General features: G+C 61.4%; 27 protein-coding genes and 1 other RNA gene. 14 read left to right on the forward strand and 14 right to left on the reverse strand.

The annotated features are described in order from the left end of the window. Nucleotides 1-2: 2 nt before the first annotated feature. From ACZ25R_RS23095 to ACZ25R_RS23115, 5 genes are all read right to left on the reverse strand, one after another. Nucleotides 3-1,394 carry a DUF1800 domain-containing protein gene (locus ACZ25R_RS23095; RefSeq protein WP_472462332.1) on the reverse strand — a complete coding sequence of 464 codons (1,392 nt, stop codon included), beginning with the start codon at nucleotides 1,392-1,394 and terminating at the stop codon, nucleotides 3-5. A 75-nt stretch (nucleotides 1,395-1,469) separates the two neighbouring features. Continuing rightward, on the reverse strand, nucleotides 1,470-1,940 hold the full coding sequence (locus ACZ25R_RS23100) for a periplasmic heavy metal sensor (protein ID WP_472462333.1): 471 nt from the start codon (nucleotides 1,938-1,940) through the stop codon (nucleotides 1,470-1,472). Then, on the reverse strand, nucleotides 1,941-2,351 hold the full coding sequence (locus ACZ25R_RS23105; protein WP_472462334.1) for a hypothetical protein: 411 nt from the start codon (nucleotides 2,349-2,351) through the stop codon (nucleotides 1,941-1,943). Then, the gene (locus ACZ25R_RS23110) at nucleotides 2,348-2,908 is read right to left on the reverse strand and encodes an RNA polymerase sigma factor (RefSeq protein WP_464661601.1); all 561 of its coding nucleotides are present in this window, start codon (nucleotides 2,906-2,908) and stop codon (nucleotides 2,348-2,350) included. The genes ACZ25R_RS23105 and ACZ25R_RS23110 overlap by 4 nt, the downstream gene beginning before the upstream one ends. Nucleotides 2,909-2,926: 18 nt before the next feature. Beyond that, nucleotides 2,927-3,334, reverse strand: coding sequence for an EF-hand domain-containing protein (locus ACZ25R_RS23115; protein WP_472462335.1), 408 nt, complete (start codon nucleotides 3,332-3,334; stop codon nucleotides 2,927-2,929). A 395-nt stretch (nucleotides 3,335-3,729) separates the two neighbouring features. Here ACZ25R_RS23115 and ACZ25R_RS23120 point away from each other — a divergent pair, with 395 nt between their 5' ends. The 6 genes from ACZ25R_RS23120 (at nucleotide 3,730) to phoB (ending at nucleotide 9,933) form a co-directional block, all read left to right on the forward strand. Beyond that, nucleotides 3,730-4,776, forward strand: a complete 1,047-nt coding sequence (locus ACZ25R_RS23120) for a substrate-binding domain-containing protein (RefSeq protein ID WP_223613681.1) — start codon at nucleotides 3,730-3,732, stop codon at nucleotides 4,774-4,776. 89 nt (nucleotides 4,777-4,865) lie between these two features. Further along, on the forward strand, nucleotides 4,866-6,332 hold the full coding sequence (gene pstC, locus ACZ25R_RS23125) for a phosphate ABC transporter permease subunit PstC (RefSeq protein WP_464661599.1): 1,467 nt from the start codon (nucleotides 4,866-4,868) through the stop codon (nucleotides 6,330-6,332). Then, complete coding sequence (pstA, locus tag ACZ25R_RS23130) at nucleotides 6,329-7,648, forward strand: phosphate ABC transporter permease PstA (protein WP_223613679.1); 1,320 nt, start codon at nucleotides 6,329-6,331, stop codon at nucleotides 7,646-7,648. The genes pstC and pstA overlap by 4 nt, the downstream gene beginning before the upstream one ends. 61 nt (nucleotides 7,649-7,709) lie before the next feature. Beyond that, on the forward strand, nucleotides 7,710-8,483 hold the full coding sequence (gene pstB / locus ACZ25R_RS23135; RefSeq protein WP_223614121.1) for a phosphate ABC transporter ATP-binding protein PstB: 774 nt from the start codon (nucleotides 7,710-7,712) through the stop codon (nucleotides 8,481-8,483). 23 nt (nucleotides 8,484-8,506) lie between these two features. Next, nucleotides 8,507-9,232, forward strand: coding sequence for a phosphate signaling complex protein PhoU (gene phoU, locus ACZ25R_RS23140; RefSeq protein ID WP_105734424.1), 726 nt, complete (start codon nucleotides 8,507-8,509; stop codon nucleotides 9,230-9,232). A 14-nt stretch (nucleotides 9,233-9,246) separates the two neighbouring features. Continuing rightward, nucleotides 9,247-9,933, forward strand: coding sequence for a phosphate regulon transcriptional regulator PhoB (phoB, locus tag ACZ25R_RS23145; protein WP_162700294.1), 687 nt, complete (start codon nucleotides 9,247-9,249; stop codon nucleotides 9,931-9,933). On the opposite strand, the gene ACZ25R_RS23150 is transcribed toward phoB, so the two are convergent. Further along, a complete protein-coding gene (locus ACZ25R_RS23150; protein ID WP_472462336.1) occupies nucleotides 9,934-11,124 on the reverse strand; it encodes a vWA domain-containing protein in 1,191 nt (396 codons plus the stop codon). Between the two features lie 65 nt (nucleotides 11,125-11,189). After that, nucleotides 11,190-12,029: an AAA family ATPase gene (locus ACZ25R_RS23155; protein ID WP_464661597.1), complete on the reverse strand. Its 840-nt coding sequence runs from the start codon at nucleotides 12,027-12,029 to the stop codon at nucleotides 11,190-11,192. 546 nt (nucleotides 12,030-12,575) lie between these two features. Between ACZ25R_RS23155 and ssrS the strand changes: the two genes are divergently transcribed. The 5 genes from ssrS to ACZ25R_RS23180 all read left to right on the forward strand — a co-directional run bounded on the left by ssrS (nucleotide 12,576) and on the right by ACZ25R_RS23180 (nucleotide 15,954). Further along, nucleotides 12,576-12,732: non-coding RNA, 6S RNA (ssrS, locus tag ACZ25R_RS23160), on the forward strand. 27 nt (nucleotides 12,733-12,759) lie between these two features. Beyond that, on the forward strand, nucleotides 12,760-13,374 hold the full coding sequence (locus ACZ25R_RS23165; protein WP_346305060.1) for a 5-formyltetrahydrofolate cyclo-ligase: 615 nt from the start codon (nucleotides 12,760-12,762) through the stop codon (nucleotides 13,372-13,374). A gap of 60 nt (nucleotides 13,375-13,434) precedes the next feature. Further along, nucleotides 13,435-14,259, forward strand: a complete 825-nt coding sequence (locus tag ACZ25R_RS23170) for a TIGR00282 family metallophosphoesterase (protein ID WP_223613676.1) — start codon at nucleotides 13,435-13,437, stop codon at nucleotides 14,257-14,259. 66 nt (nucleotides 14,260-14,325) lie between these two features. Next, nucleotides 14,326-14,907, forward strand: a complete 582-nt coding sequence (locus ACZ25R_RS23175; protein ID WP_288194853.1) for a biotin transporter BioY — start codon at nucleotides 14,326-14,328, stop codon at nucleotides 14,905-14,907. Between the two features lie 297 nt (nucleotides 14,908-15,204). Beyond that, nucleotides 15,205-15,954, forward strand: a complete 750-nt coding sequence (locus ACZ25R_RS23180) for a YebC/PmpR family DNA-binding transcriptional regulator (protein WP_223613674.1) — start codon at nucleotides 15,205-15,207, stop codon at nucleotides 15,952-15,954. An 89-nt stretch (nucleotides 15,955-16,043) separates the two neighbouring features. Here the strand turns inward: ACZ25R_RS23180 and ACZ25R_RS23185 are convergent, their stop codons facing one another. Further along, nucleotides 16,044-16,514, reverse strand: coding sequence for a GNAT family N-acetyltransferase (locus tag ACZ25R_RS23185; RefSeq protein ID WP_472462337.1), 471 nt, complete (start codon nucleotides 16,512-16,514; stop codon nucleotides 16,044-16,046). 74 nt (nucleotides 16,515-16,588) lie between these two features. Here ACZ25R_RS23185 and ACZ25R_RS23190 point away from each other — a divergent pair, with 74 nt between their 5' ends. Further along, nucleotides 16,589-17,356 (forward strand): class I SAM-dependent methyltransferase, encoded by a 768-nt coding sequence (locus ACZ25R_RS23190; RefSeq protein ID WP_472462338.1) that lies wholly within the window; start codon nucleotides 16,589-16,591, stop codon nucleotides 17,354-17,356. 65 nt (nucleotides 17,357-17,421) lie between these two features. Here the strand turns inward: ACZ25R_RS23190 and rpmE are convergent, their stop codons facing one another. Further along, nucleotides 17,422-17,643 carry a 50S ribosomal protein L31 gene (gene rpmE / locus ACZ25R_RS23195; RefSeq protein ID WP_130271002.1) on the reverse strand — a complete coding sequence of 74 codons (222 nt, stop codon included), beginning with the start codon at nucleotides 17,641-17,643 and terminating at the stop codon, nucleotides 17,422-17,424. A gap of 206 nt (nucleotides 17,644-17,849) precedes the next feature. On the opposite strand from rpmE, the gene ACZ25R_RS23200 reads away from it, so the two are divergent. After that, complete coding sequence (locus ACZ25R_RS23200; RefSeq protein WP_472462339.1) at nucleotides 17,850-19,655, forward strand: ABC transporter transmembrane domain-containing protein; 1,806 nt, start codon at nucleotides 17,850-17,852, stop codon at nucleotides 19,653-19,655. Between the two features lie 3 nt (nucleotides 19,656-19,658). Here the strand turns inward: ACZ25R_RS23200 and ACZ25R_RS23205 are convergent, their stop codons facing one another. Beyond that, nucleotides 19,659-21,311, reverse strand: a complete 1,653-nt coding sequence (locus tag ACZ25R_RS23205; RefSeq protein ID WP_472462544.1) for an FAD-binding dehydrogenase — start codon at nucleotides 21,309-21,311, stop codon at nucleotides 19,659-19,661. Between the two features lie 268 nt (nucleotides 21,312-21,579). Here ACZ25R_RS23205 and ACZ25R_RS23210 point away from each other — a divergent pair, with 268 nt between their 5' ends. After that, nucleotides 21,580-21,930 (forward strand): DUF1304 domain-containing protein, encoded by a 351-nt coding sequence (locus ACZ25R_RS23210; RefSeq protein ID WP_464661593.1) that lies wholly within the window; start codon nucleotides 21,580-21,582, stop codon nucleotides 21,928-21,930. Between the two features lie 3 nt (nucleotides 21,931-21,933). Here the strand turns inward: ACZ25R_RS23210 and ACZ25R_RS23215 are convergent, their stop codons facing one another. The 4 genes from ACZ25R_RS23215 to efp all read right to left on the reverse strand — a co-directional run bounded on the left by ACZ25R_RS23215 (nucleotide 21,934) and on the right by efp (nucleotide 25,566). Further along, nucleotides 21,934-22,965 carry a peptidoglycan -binding protein gene (locus tag ACZ25R_RS23215; RefSeq protein WP_464661592.1) on the reverse strand — a complete coding sequence of 344 codons (1,032 nt, stop codon included), beginning with the start codon at nucleotides 22,963-22,965 and terminating at the stop codon, nucleotides 21,934-21,936. A 2-nt stretch (nucleotides 22,966-22,967) separates the two neighbouring features. Then, nucleotides 22,968-23,990, reverse strand: a complete 1,023-nt coding sequence (locus ACZ25R_RS23220; protein ID WP_346305051.1) for a MotA/TolQ/ExbB proton channel family protein — start codon at nucleotides 23,988-23,990, stop codon at nucleotides 22,968-22,970. Nucleotides 23,991-24,141: 151 nt separating this feature from the next. Next, nucleotides 24,142-24,933 (reverse strand): inositol monophosphatase family protein, encoded by a 792-nt coding sequence (locus tag ACZ25R_RS23225; RefSeq protein WP_223613665.1) that lies wholly within the window; start codon nucleotides 24,931-24,933, stop codon nucleotides 24,142-24,144. Between the two features lie 69 nt (nucleotides 24,934-25,002). Further along, a complete protein-coding gene (gene efp / locus ACZ25R_RS23230) occupies nucleotides 25,003-25,566 on the reverse strand; it encodes an elongation factor P (protein WP_223613664.1) in 564 nt (187 codons plus the stop codon). Nucleotides 25,567-25,684: the final 118 nt, after the last annotated feature.

Consider the following 25,684-nt stretch of genomic DNA (forward strand, 5'->3'; position numbering starts at 1 on the left):
GCTCATCTCCGTTGAAAATCAGGTGAAACAAGCAGAAGGGCGATGCCCGTCTGGACGGATTCGGCGCGGTTGATTTCCGTTGCCGTGCTGTCGGTCAGCGCGTTTCCGAGCAGGTTGTTCGCCAGCTCTTCCGGTTTCAGCGACCGGTCCGCCCTTGCCGCCAGCCTTTGCGAAACCTCCACCCGCCGCACCAGCGCATCGGGAGCCAGCCAGCTCGCCGCGATATCGTCGTAACCCGCGGGTGAACGCGGCAGCCAGACCGGTTGGCCCAGCTGGTTCAACAGGTTGGCGGCGTTGGCTTTGCCAAAGTCGGGATAATCCAGCCCGCGCATGGCTGAAACCAGCCATTCCCAGGGAGTCTTGATCTTGGCAGACGGCACAGCCCATGCCTCCGGTGCTTCGACGAGCGCTCGATACACCGCTGGCAAATCACCGCCGGAGGCAAGAAACGCCTTGCTGACCCGGTCAATGGCTGCCTGCGGGGGTGTGTCGGCGATGAAATGGCGGCAGAGCTTTGTGGCGATGTGGTTTGCCGTTGCCGGATCGCTGGCCAGATCTTTCAGGACTGTGCCTGCCTGATCCTCACCGGTTGCGCCGTAGACGCGATGGCGGATCAGCCGCTTGCCCGGCTGATGCAGGCCGGGGCGATACTGAAATACACCGGCCTGACTGGCATCGGCCTTGCCGCCCATGCGTCCGGCGGACCAGCCGGTGAGGGCAAGGGCAAACTCCGTGACATCCTTCTGCGTATAGCCGGACCCGACGCCGACCGTGTGCAGTTCCATGATCTCCCGGGCCAGATTCTCGTTGATTCCCGGCAGTTTGTCGGCATTGCGCCGCTTGGCGCGCGTGGCGAGGGGGCTGTCGGGACCCGCCGAACGGATCTGGTCGAGATAGATCAGCATGGCCGGATGCCGCTCGGCGGCAAACAGCAGGTCGGTGAAGCGCCCGGTGACGTGGGGGCGGATCGCGTCCCGCTCGAAGGCGCCGGCAAGGCTCAGCATCGCGGGATTGTCGGCCGACACGGCAAAATGGTTCGACCAGAAATGCACGAGCGCTTCCAGGAAGGGCGTGGGCGTTGCAAGGGCATTGCGGCTGCGCGCGTCGATCTCGCCGCGGTAAAGCAGGCGGGCCGCCTTGTTCAGCTCCTTGCGCAGGGCGATTTTCTCGTCGCCGTCGAGCGCCTGCAGTTTTTGCCGGTCCCTGGCATACTGCGTCGCGATTTCGGGTGTGGTCTGGAGCTGGGCAAAGGCTGCCGGGCGCGGTTCGTAGCGGCCGATCTGATCGAGCAGCCAGTGCCTGGGGTCGGCTGGAAGCGGCTCGCTAGCCCGCTTTCCCAAACCGAAGCGATTGACCGCAATGGCCGCCGTCGCATCTGTTGCCGTTGTAACCATGATCTTCTCCGTTCGCAGCCTGTCTGGCATTGACAGTCATTGAACGGGGGCACCGGAAAATTCCGTCGCGGGCATTCATTGTTTTTTTGCCGGCGTCTGCCGCAAAATGACATTGCGCTTTTTCAAACCCTCGACAAGCGTCTTGCGGTCCTCCGGCGACAGGCTTTCGGCAAAGGCGACGATGGTCTGCTCGATGCGCGTCCGCAGGGCGAAATCGGCTTCGCGGGCTTTGGTCAGTTCCGCGTTGACCGCAGCGGGATCAATAGCGTCCTGTGCCAGCAGCCGGGCAATCTCGGCACGGCTTGCCCGCCCGGCATCGGCCAGCGGTCCATTGTCCTTGCGGGCCGTTGCCAGATTTTGCCGCAGGGTCTTCTGTTGCTCCGGCGTCAGAAATTCGGCGGCAAAGCGAACGCCGCGCCGGTTCTCCGTCGTCCAGGAATGACCGAATGTGTGCCAGATGTAGCCGCCGCCGATCACGCCGCCGGCAATGAAGACATTGAGGGCAAGCGAAGCGACGAGAAGGATATTGCGTGACCGTTCACTCATTTACTCGTCCAGTTCATCAGAGATGTTGAAGGCGGTGACCGCATAGGCCTGGTCCTCATATCCGCGCGATTCGGCGGAATGGATGACGCCGATGAGAAGGGCGCCGGTGATCGCGCCCGCCAATCCGATGCCGGCGAGCCCGGTGCCCTGCCACCAGAGACGGGCGCGTTTCCAGCCGGACCAGGACCTGCCGGAGGAGGCGATGATGCGTTCGCGCAGCGCGGCCTCCGCCGGGGCGGTCCGGTACTGCGCCAGCATCCTGTCGAGTTCCGCCGCCAGCCTGAGGGCCGGCTGGGCGATATCGGGATGCTCCCGGATGAAGGCGACGGCACCGGCCTGTTCGGGCGGCGGCCAGCGCCGCACCTCGGCACCATAGATCTCGGTCAGTTCCTGAAAGCGTTGCGGGGTCATTTTGCCTTCTCCTGTTGGGCAGTCTCTTCCAGGGCTGTCCGCAAATTGCGCCGGGCACGGGCCAGAAGGCTCTCCAGGGCTTCAATGCTGATATCCATGATCTGCGCTGCCTCGATATTGCTGAACTCCTGATAATATTGAAGCACGATGGCCTCCCTCTGCCGGTCGGGCAGGGAGGCGAGGGCCCGTTTGATCCGGTCGCTTTCGTCCCGGGTTGAAAGCGACTGTTCCGGGTCGGGGGCTGGATCTGCCCTTTCGGGTGTCTCGGCCACCGGCTGTTCCCGGTGCCGGCGCAGGCGGTCGTAGCAGAGATTGAGCGTGACCCGGTGCAGCCATGTATCGAAGGTCGCCCGGCCGCCCTGCCAGCTGCCCGCCTGCCGCCACAGCCGGATAAAGGCTTCCTGGGCGACATCCTCGGCTTCATTCCGGTCGCCAAGCATCCGCGCCGCCAGGGCGAGCAGGCGCGGCAGCTTGCGTGTCACCATGGTTCGGACGGCCGCATCGTCATGCTGGCCGATCTTCACCAGCAGTTCTTCATCCGTGTTGCGATTGTCCAAGGTTTTGCACGCTTGCCGTTACTCCTGTGAACTGTCGGTGGCGCCCTTCCTGTGTCCGCGGCGTTCCTCTTTGGTCAATTGGCCATCGGAATTCGTGTCGAGGCGCTCAAACCGCTTCTTCGCTACAATATCCATTTCCGCCGTATCGATGAAGCCGTCATGATTTGTATCGATCCGGTTGAACACCGTGGTGGGATCGCGCTTGGCATTCTTTGCAGCGGGGCGTTTCAGCCACTCCTCGAGCGAGAGTTTGCCGTCGCCGTCGGTATCGAATTTGAGCAGCCGCGCCCGGGCGGCGGCCTGATATTCGGCCAGTGAAATTGTGCCGTCGCCATTGGTGTCGGCCTTGGGTGCCGCCATCGCCAGGGTTGCGGGCAGGGACAGGGGCACCATGGCAAGAAGAACCGCAGCTACTCTCGATTTCATCAAACTTTTCCTTTCAGCAGACTGTCATTTGTCGTGACTTAAACGGCGGGAGCGGGACAATCCGTCGCTTGCGCGGAATTTTTTTGAAACCGCGGTGGGGGGACGGTATTGTCCCCCTGCGGCCTATGGCAGGGATGCCTGCGTGAGTGTCGCAATTGAGCGTCATGAACCCACTGGAATCGTTGAGCTTATCTTCACTGTGCCAAGCTGTGCAAAATCCATAGACGGTTAACTTGATGGTTTTAGAAGGAATTTTGATTCCGCCGCGGGCGCGGCTCATGCACAGGCCGCGCTACAGAACTGTAACAATAGTGTCATATGACTGTTATATTGGTTCTATAGACGGCAGACGACGTCGGAGGCGTCACACAGTTAATCCAACAGGAGCTGCTCCTATGAACAAGCTTATTTCCACCACTGCTCTGATTGCGATCTCGGTGATTGCCACGACAGTTGGCGCATCCGCTCGCGACCAGATTCAGGTCAGCGGTTCATCCACAGTGCTGCCATATGCCAAGATCGTCGCCGAAGCTTTTGGCGAAACATTCCCCAAGTTCAAGACCCCGGTCGTTGAATCCGGCGGTTCGGGCGCCGGCATCAAGGAATTCTGCAAGGGCGTTGGTGAAAACACCATCGATATCGCCAATGCCTCGCGTCCGATCAAGGACACTGAGTTGAAGTCCTGCGTTGACGCTGGCGTCAAGGACGTTGAAGAAATCCGCATCGGTTATGACGGCATCGTGTTCGCGACCGACATCAAGGGCCCGGATTGGGCACTGGAGCCAAAGGACGTCTATACCGCTCTTGCTGCGCAGGTCGTTGTCGACGGCAAGCTGGTTGCCAATCCGAACACCAAGTGGAACCAGGTTAACCCGAAGCTGCCCGATTGGGACATCGCCGCTTACATTCCTGGCGAAAAGCACGGCACACGTGAAGTTTTCGAAGAGAAGCTGATGACTGGCGGTTGCAAGGCCACCGGTGCAGCCGATGCGATCAAGGCTGCCGGTCTTGACGAAAAGGCCGCTGCCGCCGCCTGTATCGCTGTCCGCAAGGATGGCAAGGCCATCGACATCGATGGCGACTATCCGGAAACACTGGCTCGCATCGATGCCAACAAGACCGGCGTTGGCGTCTTCGGTCTGGCCTTCTACGAAAACAATGCGGACAAGCTGAAGGTTGCAACCGTCAACGGCATCAAGCCAAGCACGGAAACCATTGCCACCGGCAAGTATCCGGTATCGCGCCCGCTGTTCTTCTACGTCAAGAAGGCGCATCTCGGCGTCATCCCCGGCCTGAAGGAATATGTGGACTTCTTCCTTGCTGACCAGATGGTCGGTCCGGATAGCCCGCTGGTAGAATACGGCCTGGTTGCTGCACCGGATGCAGAGCGTGAAGCTCAGCGTTCCGCATTCGCCGCCGGCAAGACCATGGCTGGCAAGTAAGCCAATAACCGGCGCGGACAGAACCCTGTCCGCGCCGGATATTTCTCGGGGCCTATGCTCTCGTTGCAGGACAGATCGGGGAAGCGTTGATGTCCACCTTGTTGGTTTTAGTGATTGTCGTTGCGATTGGTCTTGTCGGGTTCTTTCTTGGACGCCAGCGTGCCATCAGCAAAGATGACAGAAGTGTCAAAGCCCATTCCCTGCCGCATTATCACGGCTGGTGGGTTTTTCTGGTTTCCGTATTGCCAGCAATTATCTTCATCTTGGTCTGGGCCGTCGGCTCGAGCTTCTATATCGAGCGCCAGGCCATCAACAGCCTGCCGGTGCACAACAGCGAAAGCGTCATTGCCAGCCAGAGCCTCGAGCTTGGCATGGTCGGCGGCATCGCGCGGGGTCTCGACAAGCTGACGGATCAGGAACGGGCGAACCTTCCAACCACTTTCTCCGAATTGCGGCCGCTGCTGTCGAGCAAGGGCGTGGCCCTGGCGACGGAAGGCCAGGATTTCATGATCCCCGTTGCCGTGCAATGGAACAAAAGCACGGCGCGCGCGCATAATATCGGCGCGGTGGTCGCCATTGTCCTTGCCGTTGCCGGTGCGATCTTCGGTCTGTCCGGCGTCAACGTCCGCACGCGGGCCCGAAACAATGTCGAGCGGATCATCCTCTGGGGACTGCTCGCAGCCTCGACCATCGCCATCCTGACGACGGTCGGCATCGTTCTGTCGATGCTGTTCCAGACCATCACCTTCTTCCAGTCCGTAACCCCGTCGAGCTTCTTCTTCGGCACGGTGTGGGATCCGCGCTTCTCCGCAGCCGGCGGCAATGGGGCGCAGGGTCAGTTCGGTCTCATTCCGCTGCTTGCCGGTACGCTCTATATCGCGCTAGTGGCCATGCTGTTTGCCGTGCCGGTCGGCTTGTTCGCCGCCATCTACATGGCCGAATATGCCAGCCGGAACGTGCGCTCGGTGGTCAAGCCGCTGCTTGAAGTGCTGGCGGGCATCCCGACGATCGTCTACGGCTTCTTTGCCCTTGTCACCGTCGGACCGTTCCTGCGCGATATCAGTGCGGCCATATCGGGCGGCTATCCCTTCATCATGGCGCAGAGCGTGCTGACCGCCGGTATCGTGATGGGCGTGATGCTGATCCCTTTCGTTTCCTCCCTGTCGGACGACATCATTACCGCCGTTCCGGGGTCGCTGCGTGACGGCTCGCTCGGGCTTGGATCGACGCGTTCGGAGACGATCCGCCGCGTTGTGCTGCCTGCCGCGTTGCCCGGCATCGTCGGTGCGCTGCTGCTCACCGCATCGCGTGCCATCGGCGAAACCATGATCGTGGTTCTGGCGGCCGGTGTTGCGGCGAATCTGAACATCAATCCGTTCGACGCCATGACGACCATCACTGTCAAGATCGTCAACCAGCTGACAGGCGATCTCGAATTCAATTCACCGCAGACGCTGGTGGCATTCGCCCTTGGCCTCACCCTTTTCTTCATCACGCTGGCGATGAACATTTTCGCGCTTTACATCGTGCGTAAGTACCGGGAGCAGTACGAATGACCGACACAACACTCAATCCTGCTGCAGTTGCTCCGGCAAAGGTCGTCCGGCGCGACATCGGTCTGAAGCGCCGCTATGCCGCCGAGCGCCGGTTCAAGATTTACGGCATCACCGCGATTGCCATCGGCCTGTTCTTCCTCGTTGCGCTGCTCTATTCGGTGATTTCCAACGGCTACACGGCGTTCTGGCAGACGGAGGTCAGCCTCTCGGTCAAGCTCGACGAGAAGGTGATCGACCCCACGAACAAGCGTGCGACCGACCCGACCGTTCTACTGACCGCGAACTATCCGATCCTGGTGCGCAATGCCCTTGCCGAAAAGCTGGGCGTCAGCCTTGACGACAAGCCGGCGATCCGCGAACTGAGCAAGCTCGTCTCCGACGGCTCGCGCAGCCAGCTGCGGGAACTGGTTTCAGGAAATCCGGCACTGATCGGCACGACGCAGAACCTCTGGGTGCTGACCGGCGGCGACATCGACTCGGCCTTCAAGGGCCAGATCGACCTGAGTGTCGACCAGGCAAACCGCAAGGTATCGGACCGCCAGGTTGCCTGGATGAACACGCTGGCCAAGGAAGGCGCCATGGCGCAGCGCTTCAACAGCGGCCTGTTCACCTTCGGCGCATCGAGCCGTCCGGAAACGTCGGGTCTTGGTGTCGCGCTCATCGGCTCGCTCTACATGATGCTGATTGTCCTCTGCCTTTCCCTGCCCATCGGCGTGGCCGCATCGATTTATCTGGAAGAATATGCCAAGAAGAGCCGCCTGACCGATATCATCGAGGTCAACATCAACAATCTGGCCGCGGTGCCGTCCATCGTCTTCGGTCTGCTCGGACTGGCCGTGTTCATCAATTTCTTCGGCCTGCCGCGCTCCGCATCGCTGGTCGGCGGCCTGGTACTGACGCTGATGACGCTGCCGACGATCATCATCGCCACCCGCGCCGCCCTGCGCGCCGTACCGCCATCAATCCGGTCCGCAGCGCTGGGCATCGGCGCCTCGAAGACGCAGATGGTGTTTCACCACGTGCTGCCGCTGGCCGCCCCCGGCATCCTGACCGGCACGATCATCGGCCTTGCCCACGCGCTGGGAGAGACCGCACCGCTGCTGCTGATCGGCATGGTGGCCTTCGTCGCCAACTATCCGGTCACGCCGCTTGATCCGTCCACGGCTCTGCCGGTGCAGATCTACATGTGGGCGAATGAAGCGGAGCGGGCCTTTGTCGAGCGCACATCCGGCGCTATCATCGTGCTGCTTCTGTTTCTTGCAGTCATGAACATTGGAGCCATCATTCTGCGTCGCCGCTTCGAGCGGCGCTGGTAAACGGGAGCGAATTATGAATCTCATGACAGAACGATCTCTCGAAAAAGCGGTAAACGACAAAATGAGTGCACAGGTCAATACGATCAAAATGCAGGGCAAGGATGTCACCGTTCACTACGGTGAAAAGCAGGCCCTGTTCGGTGTCAGCCTCGATGTGCCTGAGAAGATGGTGACGGCGCTGATCGGCCCGTCCGGTTGCGGCAAGTCGACTTTCCTGCGCTCGCTCAACCGCATGAACGACACGATCGAAGGCTGCAAGATCGGCGGCAAGATCACGCTCGATGACGAGGATATCTACAATCCGAAGATCGACGTGGTCGAGCTGCGCGCCCGCGTCGGCATGGTTTTCCAGAAGCCCAATCCGTTCCCGAAGTCCATTTTTGAGAATGTGGCTTATGGCCCGCGCATTCATGGTCTTGCCAAGAACCGGCACGAGCTGGAGGAAATCGTCGAGAAGAGCCTGCGCCGCGCCAGCCTGTTCGACGAAGTGAAGGACCGCCTGCACGAAGCCGGTACCGGCCTTTCCGGTGGCCAGCAGCAGCGCCTGTGCATCGCCCGCGCCATTGCCGTCAGCCCGGAAGTCATCCTGATGGACGAACCCTGCTCGGCGCTCGATCCGATTGCCACGGCAAAGGTCGAGGAACTGATCGACGAACTGCGCCAGAACTACACCATCGTCATCGTCACCCATTCGATGCAGCAGGCGGCCCGCGTTTCGCAGCGCACCGCCATGTTCCATCTCGGAAACCTCGTCGAGGTGGGCGATACGGAAATGATGTTCACCAATCCGACGGAAAAGCGCACGCAGGACTACATCACCGGACGCTTCGGCTAATCACGGGAAACAGGGATAAGAATATGACCGAGTCGCAGCATACCGTCCGTTCCTATGACGACGAACTGAAGTTCCTGACGCACAAGATCGCCGAAATGGGCGGCCATGCCGAACGCATGGTCGAACAGGCCGTCACCGCCATGGTGAACTCCGACAACGCGCTGGCCCAGCGCGTCATTTCGGACGATCTCATCCTCGATGCCGGACAGCGCGAGATCGACGAAAAGGCCATCACCATCATCGGCAAGCGCCAGCCCATGGCGATCGATCTGCGTGAGATCATCGGCGCCATCCGCATTTCCTCCGACCTCGAACGGGTCGGCGACCTCGGCAAGAACATCGCCAAGCGCGTTGTCGCCGTCACCGATACGCGTCAGACGCTGTCGGTCTATCGCGGCCTGCAGACCATCGCGGAACTCGCCCTGACGCAGCTCAAGGACGTGCTCGACGCCTATGCGACACGCTCCGTGCAGCAGGTCAACATCGTGCGCGAGCGCGATGATGAAATCGATGCGCTGTACACATCGCTGTTCCGCGAACTCCTGACCTACATGATGGAAGACCCGCGCAACATCTCCGCCTGCACGCACCTTCTCTTCTGCGCCAAGAATATCGAGCGCATCGGAGACCATGCGACGAACATTGCTGAAACGGTCTACTACATCGTGACGGGTGCCCAGCTTCCGGCCGAACGGCCCAAGGAAGACCAGACCCACAGCATCATCGTCGATGAAGCCAGACAGCCTTAATTAGGATTCCAGCAATGGCGATCGCTCCCAAAATCACTGTTGTCGAAGACGAGGAAGCGCTCAGCGTCCTTCTCCGGTACAATCTTGAAGCCGAAGGCTATGTCGTCGAGACAATCGCACGCGGTGACGAGGCGGAAATTGCGCTGCGTGAAAAAGTGCCGGATCTGCTCATTCTCGACTGGATGCTGCCGGGCCTTTCCGGCATCGAACTCTGCCGCCGTCTGCGGGCGCGGCGCGAGACCGAAATCCTGCCGATCATCATGCTGACGGCGCGCGGCGAAGAGAGCGAGCGGGTGCGCGGCCTTGCCACCGGCGCCGATGACTACATGGTCAAGCCGTTCTCGACCCCGGAACTGCTTGCCCGCATCAAGGCCATGCTGCGCCGGGTCAATCCGAGCCTGCTGTCGCATGTGCTCAGCTTCGGCGATCTGAAGCTCGATCGCGAGCAGCACCGCGTGTTCCGCAAGGAACGCGAGTTGAAGCTCGGGCCGACCGAATTCCGCCTGCTGGAATTCCTGATGCAGTCCCCCGGCCGGGTGTTCTCGCGCGGCCAGCTCCTGGACAATGTCTGGGGCGCCGACATCTATGTGGACGACCGTACCGTCGACGTGCACGTCGGCCGGCTGCGCAAGGCCATCAATATCGGCCGCTCGATCGATCCTATCCGCACCGTGCGTGGTGCGGGGTACTCGTTCGGCTAATCAGTGCCGGCGCGAGAGTTCGCGCGTCGCCCCCTCGATGCCCGCCAGGGTCATGGGATACATGCGATGCGCGAAAATCTTGCGGATCATCGCCGTCGAGGTGGTGTAGTCCCAATATTGTTCCTTTGACGGATTGAGCCACGCGGCGTTCTTCCAGTGGTCGAGCACCCGGCCGAGCCAGACCGCGCCCGCCTCCTGGTTCCAGTGCTCGACCGATCCGCCCGCATGGGAAACCTCGTAGGGCGCCATGGCGGCATCCCCGACGAAGATGACCTTGTAGTCCGGTCCGTATTTATGGATGAGATCGAGCGTCGGTATGCGTTCCGCATGGCGGCGGCGGTTGTCCTTCCACACACCCTCGTAGAGGCAGTTGTGGAAGTAGAAATACTCCATGTGCTTGAACTCCGAGCGGACGGCGGAGAACAGTTCCTCGGCGATCCGGATATGCTCGTCCATGGAGCCGCCCACATCGAAGAACATCAGCAGCTTGACATGATTGCGCCGTTCGGGCCGCGTCTGCACGTCGAGATAGCCGTGTTCGGCGGTTGACCTGATGGTGCCCGACAGGTCGAGCTCGTCATCGGCGCCTTCGCGCACCCAGCGGCGCAGCCGTTTCAGAGCAACCTTGATGTTGCGGGTGCCCAGCTCGACGCTGTCGTCAAAATTCCTGAATTCACGCTTGTCCCACACCTTGACCGCGCGGCGATGGCGGCCCTCGTCCTGGCCGATGCGCACGCCTTCGGGATTGTAGCCATAGGCGCCGAAGGGCGAGGTTCCGGCCGTGCCGATCCACTTGGAGCCGCCCTGATGCCGGCCCTTCTGCTCCTCAAGCCGCTGGCGCAGGGTTTCCATCAGCTTGTCGAAACCGCCCAGCGCCTCGATCAGCTTTTTCTCTTCTTCCGTGAGGTGCTTTTCGGCGAGCCGGCGCAACCATTCCTCGGGCAGATTGGCAATGTCGACGCCGCTCTCGCCGCCGAGCAGTTCCAGCCCCTTGAACACGTGGCCGAAGACCTGATCGAAGCGGTCGAGATGGCGCTCGTCCTTCACCAGGGCGGAACGGGCGAGATAGTAGAACCCTTCGACATCATAGGTCACCAGCCCCGCATCCAGCCCCTCAAGCAGCGTCAGATATTCCCGCAGCGATACGGGAATCTTGGCGGCCTTGAGCTCGAGGAAGAAGGGGAGGAACATTGTGGGACCCTTTTACTGCATACGATGAACGATGCCGGTTCTCTCGATGGGGCGGATGGCGAGCGTCATCCCTGCCTCCTTGCCATGAAGGCCAGCCGCTCGAACAGGTGTACGTCCTGCTCGTTCTTCAGCAGGGCGCCGTGCAGTTTCGGCAAGGCGTTCTTCGGGTCGGCGCGCAAATCTTCCGGGGCGATGTCGTCGGCAACCAGCAGCCGGATCCAGTCCAGCGCTTCCGATGTGGACGGCTTCTTCTTCAGGCCGGGCACATCGCGGATCTCGTAGAACTGGGTGAGGGCGGCGCGCACGAGGTTCTGCTTGATGCCGGGATAGTGCACCTCGACGATCCGGGTCAGCGTATCGACATCCGGGAAGCGGATATAGTGGAAGAAGCAGCGGCGCAGAAAGGCGTCCGGCAGTTCCTTCTCGTTGTTGGAGGTGATGATGACGATCGGCCGGTGTACGGCGCGGATCGTTTCGCCGGTTTCGTAGACGTGAAACTCGTTGCGGTCGAGCTCCTGCAGGAGATCGTTCGGGAACTCGATATCCGCCTTGTCGATCTCGTCGATCAGCAGCACGACTTTCCTGTCGGTCGTGAAGGCATGCCACAGCTTGCCGGGTTTGATGTAATTGGCGATGTCGTTGAATTTCGCATCGCCGAGCTGCGAATCGCGCAGGCGGCTGACGGCATCATATTCGTAGAGGCCCTGCTGCGCCTTGGTGGTGGATTTGACGTTCCATTCGACCAGTTCCAGATCGAGCGCCGCCGCGATCTGCCGGGCAAGCTCGGTCTTGCCGGTGCCGGGTTCGCCCTTGACCAGCAGCGGCCGTTCAAGCGCAATCGCCGCATTGACCGCCACCATCAGATCCTTGTCGGCCACATAGGCCGCTGTTCCTTCAAACCGCATCGCATTCCCTTTCGTGATCGACAAAGATTAAGGGGCGTGCCGGAGGAGGGCAAGAGCCGTCCGGGAATGCGGCGATATGGTTTTCCCGTTGCCACGCCCGCAATTGCGTCTGGCTGTTGAAAGGTGGGAAAGACGGGCGGTCCCTGGAACGCGGGTCTTGGGGTATGTGGTATGCAATGCTTGCGATCCTGGGGACCACCCGCCCCGGCGTTTTCAGGTTTTTGCCCAATGCGCATCCATTGAGTGAAACCTCCCCGGCCGCACAGGTTCCTCCCTGTGAAGCCGAAGCGCCGATCCTTTCCCGACTTTCGAAGGTTTCCGGAAGCATTCCCGCCGGAAAGGACACGAGAAGGATAAGCGAGGTTGGGAGAACGTGGATAAGTTGATGTGGTTTTTTGTGATGGAGGTCTTTCACCCCCTCTGTCCGGCAGCCCAGAGGGGTGTGTCCCACACCTCCACAATGATTATGCGACAAAGATTGTGCGGGGAGGGAAAATCGTTTGCCGCGCACTGGTGCAATGCCTGCATCCGTCCTATATTCGGATCGGCGCTCTGCGCTTCTCGACAGGAGAGACATATTCCCCGGGGCCTTAATGATCCCTTAGGGAGCTGTCCCTGAGGAGGCCCGTGGGCTTCTTCACACGGCACCCACCTACTTTGTAGGTTCCCGGGATCGACTTCTCCATCGGTTGTGTGGACGCCACTTTTGTTTCATCCCGAGCCGGTTTGCGTGCCGGCGCCCCATGAAATCAAGCCCGTGCAGCACCACTCCCCCATCAAAGAGCTGAAGAAGAAACTGCGCCTGGAGGCCCTTGGCCGCCGCGATGCGCTGACGACGGAATTCCGCATCGAAGCCTCGATGCGCATTGCGGATTTCGGTCTGGCGGCGCTTGCCGTCGATGCGGGCACCATTGTTTCGGGCTTCTGGCCGATCCGCTCGGAGGTGGATCTGCGCCCGCTGCTGTTCGGCCTGCGCGAGCGCGGTGCACGGCTTTGCCTGCCTGCCATTATCGACAAGCAGACGATCCTTTTCCGCGAACTGGTGCGCGGCGCGCCGATGATCGATACGGGCTTCGGCACGGCGGGGCCGCCGCACGACGCTGCCGTGCTCGATCCATCCTTCATGCTGGTGCCGCTGGCGGCCTTCGATGTCAGGGGGCACCGCATCGGCTATGGGGCGGGCTACTATGACCGGGCCATCGCGCATCTGCAGATCAAGGGCGTGAACCCGCGCCTGATCGGCGTGGCGTTTGACTGCCAGCAGGTTGAAACCGTACCCGATGAGCCGCATGATGTGCCGCTGGAGGCGATCCTGACGGAAAGCGGGTTGCGCCGCTTCGGCTAGACGGATAAATCGATCATTTCAGGCCCCGGCAAGGACCGGGCTCTCTTTCAGGATGTGCGCGTGAGATTACTGTTTCTTGGGGATATGGTGGGGCGTTCGGGCCGGACGGCGGTCTATGAGCAATTGCCGGGACTGATATCCGACCTGAAGCTCGATTTCGTCATCGTCAACGGCGAGAACGCGGCGGGCGGCTTCGGCATCACCGAGGAAATCTTTCACGACACGATCAATGCCGGGGCCGATGTGGTCACGACAGGCAATCACGTCTGGGACCAGCGGGAAGCACTGGTGTTCGCCTCGCGCGAACAGCGGTTCCTGCGCCCGGCGAATTTCCCGCTTGGCACGGCCGGCAAGGGCTCTGGTGTGTTTCTCGCCAAGAACGGCGCGCGCGTGCTTGTGTCCAACATCATGGGCCGCGTGTTCATGCATCCGGATCTGCATGACCCGTTCACCATCGGCGAGGAGATTCTCGCCGCCTGTCCGCTCGGCGAACAGGCCGATGCCGTGGTGTTCGACTTCCATGCGGAAGCCACCAGCGAAAAGCAGTGTTTTGGCCATTTCGTCGACGGCCGCGCCAGCCTCGTCGTCGGCACGCACACCCATGTGCCGACCGCCGATGCGCAGATCCTCAATGGCGGAACGGCCTATATGTCCGATGCCGGCATGTGCGGCGATTACGATTCATCGCTCGGCATGGACAAGGAAGAACCGCTGAACCGCTTTCTGTCGAAGGTGCCGAAGGGCCGGTTTGAAGCCGCCAGCGGCAAGGCGACGATCTGCGGTGTCGGCGTCGATATTTCCGACCGCACCGGACTTGCCGAAAGGATTTCTCCCCTGCGCATTGGCCCGCGGCTGGAAGAAACCATTCCCGCCTTCTGGAAATAGCTCGATACAACCCGGCGCAACCAATCACGCCCGATTCTGCAACACCCGTTTGAGGATAGACCTTCCATGACCCAGACTGCATTTCCCACCGCTTTCGTCCCGCTGAGGCTGGCGGACCGCTCCATTGCCTTCAAGGCTCTGGCCGTTCTGATCGGCACGGCCTTCCTTGCCGTCAGCTCGTGGATCGAAGTGCCGATGTTTCCCGTGCCCGTCACCATGCAGACATTTGCCGTGACGATGGTCGGCGCGCTTTACGGCTGGCGTCTGGGCGGCCTGACCGTGCTTGCCTGGCTGGGTGAAGCAATGATCGGCATGCCGGTTCTGGCCGGCGGCGCCGGCGGGTTCCTCTATTTCGCCGGACCGACTGCCGGTTACCTCGCGGCTTTCCCGGTCGTTGCCGCCGCCGTCGGCTTCCTGGCGGAACGCGGCCTGACGCGCAACCCGTTCGTATCGGCTGCGGTTATGCTGTTCGGCAACCTGCTTTGCCTCGCCCTCGGCGCCTCCTGGCTGGCACATCTCTTCGGTTTCGAAGCGGCCTGGGCTTCCGGCGTTGCGCCGTTCCTGATCGGCGCCGTGCTGAAGTCGGCCCTGGCTGCGGCTGCGATCGAAATGCTCCGCCGTTCGGGCATCGCAGCGCGCCTGTTTTGACCATCCGCCAGCGTGCACATCACCTTCTGTGCACGCTGATCTCTATCGGCAAAGGCCATACACCGGCCTTTGCCGGCAATGACGATAAAATCGTCGCGCCGCTGTTTCCAAAGCCGGCTATGGCGATACACGGCTGCAACTTCCCCCATTGTGATCGCGCGGGTGCTGGACGAGACGCCGGTTTTTACCTATAAGGGCGCCATTCCAGACGCCTGTTTCCGCCTGAACAGCCTGCAGACTTGGTTCGCAGGCTTCCGAGGGAAACGGCAGAACCATATCTAAGCACGCAGGGGTGCCATGGCAGGCCATTCACAGTTTAAAAACATCATGCACCGCAAAGGGCGTCAGGACGCCGTTCGGTCGAAGATTTTCTCCAAGCTCGGACGCGAAATCACCGTGGCCGCCAAACAGGGTCTGCCGGACCCGGCGATGAACCCGCGTCTGCGTCTTGCGGTGCAGAACGCGCGCGCCCAGTCGATGCCGAAGGACAACATCGAACGCGCCATCAAGAAGGCCGCGGGCGGCGACGCCGACAATTACGAAGAAGTGCGCTATGAAGGCTACGGCCCGGGCGGCGTTGCCGTCATCGTCGAAGCGCTGACGGACAACCGCAACCGCACCGCATCGAATGTGCGGGCCGCATTCACCAAATCAGGCGGTGCGCTGGGCGAAACCGGTTCGGTCGGCTTCATGTTCAGCCGCGTCGGCGAAATCACCTACAAGCCGGAAGCCGGCAGTGCCGACAAGATCATGGATGCGGCGATCGAGGCCGGTGCGGATGACGCGCAGACCGATGAGGACGGCCACACCATTCTTTGCGCGTTCGAAGACATTGGCGATGTGTCCAAGGCGCTGGAAAGCGCTCTCGGCGAAGCCGAGTCCATCAAGGCCATCTGGAAGCCGCAGACCACGGCGCCGGTCGATGAGGAAAAGGCCCAGTCCGTGCTGCGCCTGATCGCAACACTCGACGACGACGATGACGTGCAGAACGTCTACGCCAATTTTGAAGTCAGCGACGAAGTTCTGGCCAAGCTCAGCGCCGCCTGATTGTCTGACGAGGTTCCCAGAGAAGCCCGCTGGTTGCAGACCGGCGGGCTTTTTATTTGCGCTCAAGGCGAGTGACGCGGAAGAAGAACTCAGGCGTAGCGGGGGATGGGCTTGCTCATATGCACGGCGATGCCGCCCAGAAAGGGTTCCTCACGGTCGATGGTGTAGCCAAGCTTCAGGTAGAGCGCGACGTTCTCGGCAAACATCTTGTTGGTGTAAAGCCGCAGTTTGCGCAAACCGAGCGAGCCGGCAAGCGCTTCCGCGTGGGTGAGGAGCAGTCCGCCATAGCCGCGGCCCTGAAAGGCCGGTGCGACGGCGACGTTCTCGATCAGGAGACAACCGGATTCCCGGATCATTTCGATGAGGCCCGCCAGTTCGCCGTCGGCGTAGAGAAGGTCGACAAGATGGTGCTGGACGGCATGTTCGTAGTTGGCACCCATCGGCTTGGGTTCACGGCCGATCACCGGTATCCACTTGGCATAGGACGCGCGAACGAGGTTGCGGACGGCGTCTGCATCGTCAATGGTTGCCCGTACGAGTTTTTCGTGTCCGTTCCGCATGATGTTCTCCGCGCCAGATGGTGGGGGCAGCAAACATGGTTTCCGGCGCGGGGACAAGGACATGGATGCACTCTTTGTGCAAAGACAGGACGGACCGCAACCGCATGCTGGATGATATCTATACCAATGGCGAACTTGCCGCGCTTTATGACGGCCTGAACCCGGCAGGGGAGGACAGCGCATTCTATCTGCGCAGCGCCGGAACGCCGAAGCGCGTGCTTGACCTCGGCTGCGGCACCGGCCTCCTCGCCTGCATGCTGGCGGCGCGCGGCCATGCGGTCACGGGCGTCGAACCGGCGCGGGCAATGCTGGATATCGCGCGGAGCAGGGAAGGCGGCGGAGCCGTCGCCTGGATCGAGGCGGATGCGCGGTCGCTTGATCTGGGCGAGCGTTTCGACCTGATCATCATGACCGGCCACGTTTTCCAGGTGTTCCTCAGCGACGACGACGTGCATGCCGTCCTCAGGGCTGCCCATGCGCATCTGGCAAAGGAGGGGCGGCTGATATTCGAAAGCCGCAATCCGGCGGTGAAGGCATGGGAAAGCTGGACGCCGGAGCAGACGGCCCGGACAGTGTCAATTGCTGGCGTGGGAGAGGTCGGTGTCCAACACCGGCTGATCGCGGTGAATGGCGATCGGGTTGCTTTCGAGACGGATCATGTTTTTCACGGAACGGGCAAAACGCTGGCCAATGCCAGCACCCTGCGCTTTCTGTCCCAGGCGGAAATCGGCACGCATCTGCGGGACGCGGGATTTACCCGAACCGCGTGGTATGGCGACTGGGTCGAAGGCCCGGTTCTGCCGGAAAGCCGCGAGCTCATCATTGTCGCGGAGCGGGACTGATCGCGCACAAAGCAAAACGGCCCCGCGTGAGCGGAGCCGTTTTGAAATCCGGTATGCCGAAGGGATTAAATACCCAGATTGGCGAAACGGCTCTTGAACTTGGAAACGCGGCCGCCACGGTCGGTGAGCTGCTGCGAACCGCCGGTCCATGCGGGATGCGTGGTCGGATCGATATCGAGGTTCATCGTATCGCCTTCCTTGCCCCATGTGGAGCGGGTCAAGTATTCGGTGCCGTCTGTCATCACAACCTTGATGGTGTGGTAGTCTGGATGAATATTGGCTCTCATCTGTCTTATCCTGAACTTAAGGGGCACAAAACCAGAGCCACACAGGGTGCGGAGGGCCGGTTCGGAGCCGATTGGTAGAGATGAAGCCAAACGTCACAGAAACGTGGGCTTCCAAAACTGTTGGCGAGCCTATACATCAGCCTTAAAACAATAACAAGGCCATCCGGCAGCAAAGTCACGATGCGATACAGGAAGACTTGAAAAATATGGCCGACACGGCTTACGCAGAAGCAGAAAAGAAACGGCGCTCGCTCAAGCCGCTGCAGCGCATCTTCCCCTATATGTCCCGTTACAGGGGTATGGTGATCGGCGCTCTCATCTCGCTCAGCATTGCAGCGGTGACGACGCTCATCCTTCCGCTGGCGGTGCGCCGGATGATCGATCACGGTTTTTCCGGTTCGAACGGTGCCTTTATCGACAATTATTTCGGCATGCTGATCGTTCTGGCGGCCGCACTCGCCGTTGCATCCGCCGGCCGCTATTATTTCGTCATCACGCTGGGCGAGCGCATTGTCTCGGATCTGCGCCGCGATGTTTTCGCGCACCTCACCAAATTGTCACCGGCCTTTTTCGACAGCACGCAGTCGGGTGAAATCGTCTCGCGGCTGACGGCCGACACCACGCAGATCAAATCGGCCGTGGGCGCCACCGCCTCCATTGCCCTGCGCAACCTCATTCTGGCTTTCGGCGCGATCGTCATGATGGTCATCACCAGTGCCAAACTGTCCGGGCTGGTGATTGCCGCCATTCCCGTGATCATCATCCCGCTGGTCGCCTTCGGCCGGTCGGTGCGCCGCCGTTCGCGCAATGCCCAGGACACGCTGGCCAACGCCACGGCCTATGCCAGCGAATCCATCATCTCCGTGCGCACCCTGCAGGCCTTCACCAACGAGGCGCTGGCGACGGGGCGGTTCGGTTCCGCCGTCGAGGATGCCTTTGCCGCGGCCCGTTCCTCGGTCAAGGCGCGCGCCGTGCTGACCGCCTTTGCGATCTTCATGATCTTTTCCAGTGTCGTGGCCGTGCTCTGGTTCGGCTCGCGCGACGTTTTGGCCGGAACCATCACGCCGGGCACGCTCGGTCAGTTCCTGCTCTATGCGGTGTTTGCCGCCGGGGCGCTCGGGGCGCTGTCCGAGGTATGGGGCGAGCTGTCGCAGGCATCCGGCGCGGCGGAACGGCTGATGGAGATCATGGCGGAAAAGCCCGCCATTGCGACGCCGCTCAACCCCGTGGCGCTGCCGGAACCGCCGGTCGGTTCCGTTGTTTTCCGGGATGTCCGCTTCAATTATCCGACGCGGCCCGATGCTCCGGCATTGCGCGGCCTCGATTTCGAGGTCAAGCCGGGCGAGACTGTCGCCATTGTCGGGCCCTCCGGCGCCGGCAAGAGCACGGTGTTTTCGCTGCTGCTGCGCTATTACGACCCGGTGTCGGGCAGCATCCGGGTGGATGGCGTCGACCTGCGCGAAGCCGATCCTGCGGTGGTGCGGTCGCGCATTGCCATCGTGCCGCAGGATACGACCATCTTTGCCGCGACGGCGCGGGAGAATATCGGCTTCGGCCGGCCCGGCGCCAGCACCGCCGATATCGAGGCGGCGGCCAGGGCGGCGCTCGCCCATGACTTCATCGAAGCGCTCGACCACGGCTATGCGACGCAGGTCGGCGAGCGCGGCGTGACGCTGTCCGGCGGTCAGCGCCAGCGGATCGCCATTGCGCGGGCGATCCTGCGCGATGCGCCGATCCTGCTGCTGGACGAAGCCACGTCGGCTCTCGATGCGGAAAGTGAAATTCTGGTGCAGAAGGGTCTCGAACACCTGATGCAGGGGCGCACGACGCTGGTCATCGCGCACCGGCTGGCAACGGTGCTCAAGGCGGACCGCATCCTTGTCATGGATGACGGCCGCATCGTCGAGGAAGGCACGCACCAGAGCCTCGTCAAGAAGAACGGGATCTACGCAAACCTTGCCAAGCTGCAGTTCGAAGCAGGTGCGGACGCATTCAAAGGCGCGGCAGAGTAAATTTCAGCCTCTGCCCGCCGCCGCCCGACCGGCGGACCGGCCGGAAAAGATGCAGCCGCCGAGAAACGTGCCTTCCAGCGCGTTGTAGCCCTGATAGCCGCCGCCGCCGAAACCGGCGGCTTCGCCTGCGGCATAGAGGCCGGGAACAGGCACACCAGCCGCATCCAGCACCTGTGACTTCAGATTGGTGTGCAGGCCGCCGAGTGTCTTGCGGGTCAGGATATTGAGCCGCACGGCAATCAGCGGACCGGCCTTCGGATCGAGTATCCGGTGCGGTTTGGCGATGCGGGTCAGCCGGTCGCCGATGTAGTTCTGCGCGCCGCGCATGGCGGTGACCTGCGCATCCTTGGAATATTTGTTGCCGATCTCGCGGTCGCGCGCCTCGATCTGGTATCGGAGATGGTCGTGGTCGATCAGGTTGTCGCCGGTCAGCGCGTTCATGCCCTTGACCAGTTCCTGCAGGTTGTCGCGCACGACAAAGTCCTCACCGTGCCGTTTGAAGGCCTCCACCGGTGGCGGCGCGCCCTTGCCGAGGCGGTTCTTCAGGAGCAGCTTCCAGTCCTTGCCCGTCATGTCAGGGTTCTGTTCGGAACCGGACAGGGCAAATTCCTTCTCGATGATTTTTTGTGTCAGCACGAACCAGGAATAGTCGTATCCGGTCGACAGGATGTGCTTGAGCGTTCCCAGCGTATCGAAACCCGGAAAGTAAGGCGCCGGGAAGCGATTGCCCCTGGCATCGAACCACAGCGACGAGGGGCCGGGCAGAATGCGGATGCCGTGGTTCGGCCAGATCGGGTTCCAGTTCCTGAGGCCCTCGGTGTAGTGCCACATGCGGTCCGCGTTGATGACGCTGCCGCCCGCCTTTACCGTGATGTCGATCATCCGGCCATCCACGTGGTGCGGCACGCCGACAACCATATTCTCGGGCGGATTGCCAAGCCGGTCGCGCGGCCAGTTGCGCTTGACCAGCTCGGGATTGCCGCCGATGCCCCCTGACGTGACGATCACGACCGGCGCGGACAGCACGAAACTGTCTGCCACCTCGCGTCCCGACTGCTGGCCGCGCTCCGCCGTCGACGGCTCCAGCACATCGCCGCTGACCCCCGTCACTGCACCGTTGGTCGTCACCAGTGCATTGACGCGGTGGCGGCATTTGAGCGTGATCAGGCCCTTGGCAATGGCCTCGCGCAGCAGGCGTTCGAACGGCGCGACGACGCCGGGGCCCGTGCCCCAGGTCAGGTGAAAGCGCGGGACGGAATTGCCGTGACCGTTCGCCAGCGCGCCGCCGCGCTCGGCCCAGCCGACAACCGGGAACCAGCGCATGCCGAGCGAATGCAGCCAGCTGCGCTTTTCACCGGCGGCGAATTGCAGATAGGCATCGGCCCATTGTTTCGGCCAATGATCTTCGGCGCGGTCGAACTGTGCCGAACCCAGCCAGTCCTGCCGCGCGAGTTCGAAGGAATCGCGGATGCCGAGCCTGCGCTGTTCCGGGCTGTCGATGAAGAACAGGCCACCGAGCGACCAGAAGGCCTGCCCGCCGACGGAGTTCTCGCCTTCCTGTTCGAGGAGGATGACTTTCTTGCCGGCCTGTACCAGCTCGTTTGCGGCCACAAGCCCCGACAATCCGGCCCCAACGATGATCGCATCGGCATCCATTGCCATTCGCCCCTCCCAGTGGTCCGATTCTGACATTTGCAGCCCTTTGATACAGCCATTCAGGCAAATGTCAGAATCAAAGGACCACTGATAAATACGAGATTCTAGTGGAACTTTGAATTTGACATTCGCATGTTGCGCGTGATGTCAAATGGGAGGCGAATGTCAAATTCGTTCCACTAGTGCTTTGCTCGTGGCATGATTGCGCGGCTCAGGTTGGCGCGCAAGGGTGGAAAGCGGGACACCCGAGCGTGAAAAGGGGACAGGGATGATTGCGAACATTCTCATCGGGCTGGTTGCCCTGCTGCACGTCTATTTCATGTATCTGGAAATGGTGGTGTGGGATAAGCCGCTGGGGCTGAAAACCTTCCGGCTGACGCCGGAATTCGCCGCCGCATCCAGGGCGCTGGCGCTCAATCAGGGCCTCTACAACGGGTTTCTCGTTGCCGGACTGATCTGGGGGCTTTGGCTGGGCCAGGCGGGCTTTGCCATCAAGGTCTTCTTCCTCGGCTGCGTTGTTGTCGCCGGGATCGTCGGTGCGCTCACCGTCAACCGCCGCATCTTCTTCGTGCAGGGCGTGCCGGCGATCGTCGCGCTGGCAGCTCTCATCCTTCTGTAGGGATCAGCGCTCTGTCAGCTTGAGCTCGATACGGCGGTTGCGCGAGCGCACTTCCGGCGTATCGCCCGGCTCCAGCGGTTGGAATTCGCCGAAACCCGCCGCCACAAGGCGGTTGGCGGAAACGCCGTTGGCGATGAGGAACTTCACTACGGAAATGGCGCGCGCGGCGGATAGGTCCCAATTGTCCTTGAACTGGCCGGTGCCCGAGAGCGCCACATTGTCCGTGTGGCCGTCGACGCGCAGAACCCAGTTGATATCATCGGGGATTTCCTTCTGCAGGTCGATCAAGGCCAATGCCAGCTTCTTCATTTCCTCGCTGCCAGCGTCGTTCAGCACCGCCTGACCCGAGGGGAACAACACTTCGGATTGGAAGACAAAACGGTCGCCGACGATGCGGATATTCTCACGGTCGGACAGGATTTCACGCAGGCGGCCGAAGAAATCGGAGCGGTAGCGGTTGAGTTCCTGCACGCGCTGGGCGAGCGCGACGTTCAGCCGTTTGCCGAGATCGGCAATCTTGGCATTGGATTCCTTGTCGCGCGATTCCGAGGCGTTGAGGGCTTCCTCCAGCGCGCCGATCTGCTTGCGCAGTGCCAGTATCTGCTGGTTGAGAATTTCCACCTGCGACAGGGCGCGCGCGCTCAGCTGCTTTTCGTTTTCAAGGCCGGCGGTGAGGTCGCTGATCTTGCCTTCTGCAGCCGCACCGGCACCCGCACCCTGCGACAGCATCGACTGCAGCCGCGACTGCTCGCTCTGCGCCTTGGTCAGCGATGCCTGCAGGTTGGCGATGGTGTCTTCCAGATCCTGCTTGTTGCCCTGTTCGAGCGACAGCATCTGGGTCAATTCATTGATCTGCGAATTCAGGCGGTTGAGCACGGCATCCTTGCCGGTGATTTCCTGGCTGAGCAGGAACTGCGCCAGCACGAAAACCGACAGCAGAAACATGATCGCCAGCAGCAATGTCGACAGGGCGTCGACGAAGCCGGGCCAATAATCCACATGACGGATAGCGCGGCGGGTGCGACCGAGCGCCATTCTCAGTTGTCCCTGCGGCGGGCGACGGAGTCGCTGAGCTTGGCGAGGGTTTCGCGCATGGATTTCTGTTCTTCAGCCTGTTTTTCCACCCAGTCGCGCATCATCTGCTGTTCGGAGCGCATGTTCTTGACCAGGCCCTGGATACCTTCGGCGAGGCTGGCCAGCGCGGCTGTCGTGCGCTGGCTGGAGCCGCCGGTCTCCTGGATGTTCTGCAGGCGCTCGGAGAGCGAGCGCAGTTCGTCCGACGTGCCGCTGTTGACGCCATCGAGCGCATGCAGGTCCGATCCGAGATCGGTGACGCTGGACAGCCAGTTTTCCAGTTCGGTGTAGAAGCGGTTCTGGGCGCGGCCCGCCTGCAGGTCGAGAAAGCCGAGGACAAGCGAGCCGGAAAGGCCGAACAGCGAGGACGAGAACGCGGTGCCCATGCCCTTGAGCGGCGATTGCAGGCCGGCCTTGAGCGCATCGAGGACGCCGTTCGCGTCGCCGGCGCGCGGATCGAGCGACTGGATGGTCTGGCCGATGGAGCCGATGGTTTCCAGAAGGCCCCAGAACGTGCCGAGCAGCCCGAGGAACACCAGGAGGCCGATGAGATAACGCGAGACATCGCGCGTTTCATCGAGGCGCGTGGCGATGGAATCGAGCATAGAGCGCATGGCATTGGTCGACAGCGCCATGGACTGGCGCCGTCCGATCAGCGCGCGCATGGGAGCCAGCATCACCGGCTTGGAATTGGGATCCGAATTGCCCTGCCGGAAGGAATTGACCCAGCGCACCTCGGGAAACAGCCGGATCACCTGACCGAACCCCAAGAGAATACCGACGATCAGCACGCCGATGATCAGGCCGTTGAGGCCGGGATTGGTGGTGAAGAACACGGAAATCTGGCGAAAGAGAATGGCGGCGAGAAAGGCGACAATGGCCAGGAAGATCGCCATCGATAGAAGTACAAGCCGCGGGCTGGACAGCCGGTACGGGTCATAATCGTCACCGTCCATGACCCGGCGGGTTGAACTGAAATCAGCCATTGCATCGTCTCCGCATTCGCCACGCACCAAGCAACCTCGTTCGTGTCACTGGACGAACGGAAATCGCACAAACCCAAATCGGTTTGTGCGACCCTAACCGAAATCAAGGTAAAAATGGAAGGTGCAATGCGGCCGGCGGGCCGGATATTGTTCAGATCGGCTTCTTGAGTGTCTTCAGCAGCGCCCGCTGGATGGCTTCATTGCCGGCGACGATCGATTTGCTTTCGACCACATCCTGGCTGCCGTTGAAATCGGTGACAAAGCCGCCGGCCTCGCGCACCATGATGATGCCTGCGCCCGTATCCCAGGGGGAGAGGCCATCTTCCCAGAAACCGTCGAAGCGGCCTGCTGCGACGGCGGCCAGATCGAGCGCTGCGGCGCCCATGCGGCGGATGCCGGAGACTTCGCCCATGACATTGCGCAACTGCACGAGATAATCGCCGTGATGACCGCGGCCGAGATGCGGCACGCCCGTGCCGATGACGGAATCGACCAGCTTGATGCGGCCGGAGACGCGCAGGCGGCGATCGTTGAGGAAGGCGCCGCCGCCGCGTTCGGCGGTGTAAAGCTCATCCATGGCAGGGTTGAAGATCACGCCGGCGACGATCTGGCCCTGACGTTCCAGGGCGATGGAAACCGCGAACAGCGGAATGCCGTGCAGGAAGTTTGTGGTGCCGTCGAGCGGATCGACCAGCCAGCGATGCTGACTGTCGGTGCCTTCGACCGTACCGGTTTCTTCCATCAGGAAACTGTAGTCGGGACGGGCCCGGCGCAGTTCGGCATAGATGATTTCTTCGGCCTTGCGGTCGGCCTGGCTGACATAATCGCCGGGACCTTTCAGCGAAACCTGCAGATTCTGCACTTCGCCGAAATCGCGCGCCAGGGAGCGGCCAGCCTTCATAGCTGCCTGCACCATTACATTGAGGATCGCTGAACGCGCCATTTCAGGTCATTCTCCGTCTGAATTCGTTGATGCGGGCGCCATTCTTAAGCGGCGCCCGATAATGCCTGCTTAGTCAGCGCGGCGGACGTAGGTCAGTTCGTTGGTGTCAACGATGATGCGCTCGCCCGACGAGATGAATGGCGGAACCAGAACGCGAATGCCGTTTTCAAGCACGGCCGGCTTGTAGGATGAAGCCGCCGTCTGGCCCTTGACGACCGGGTCTGCCTCGGTGATGGCGAGCGTGACGTAATCCGGCAGCGAAATGCCGATCGGACGTTCGTCGTAAAGTTCGACAGTGACCATCATGCCGTCCTGCAGGAACGCCGCGCGGTCGCCGACGAAATCCTTCTGCAGCTCGAGCTGCTCGTAGCTGGCGGTGTCCATGAATATAAGTGCGTCGCCCTGTTCGTAGAGGAAGGAGAAATCCTTCTGTTCGAGGCGGACCTTTTCGACGGTTTCAGCGGCGCGGAAGCGCTCGTTGAGCTTGGTGCCGTTGAGGAGGTTCTTCAGTTCGACCTGGTTGTAGGCACCGCCCTTGCCGGGCTTGACTGCGTTCGTCCTGACGGCGACCCAGAGGCTGCCATCATGCTCGATCACATTGCCAGGACGGATTTCATTGCCGTTGATTTTCATTTGTTTATCCGGATTGGTGTTGGAAACCGGGCGCCGACGTCTCGGCGGCAGCCGATATTGGCGCCTCCAAGACCACAAAATCGCGCGATAGGCAAGAGAAAGCGCAAAAAGAGCCGGG

The sequence above is a fragment of the Phyllobacterium sp. RCAM01083 genome (assembly GCF_055685835.1).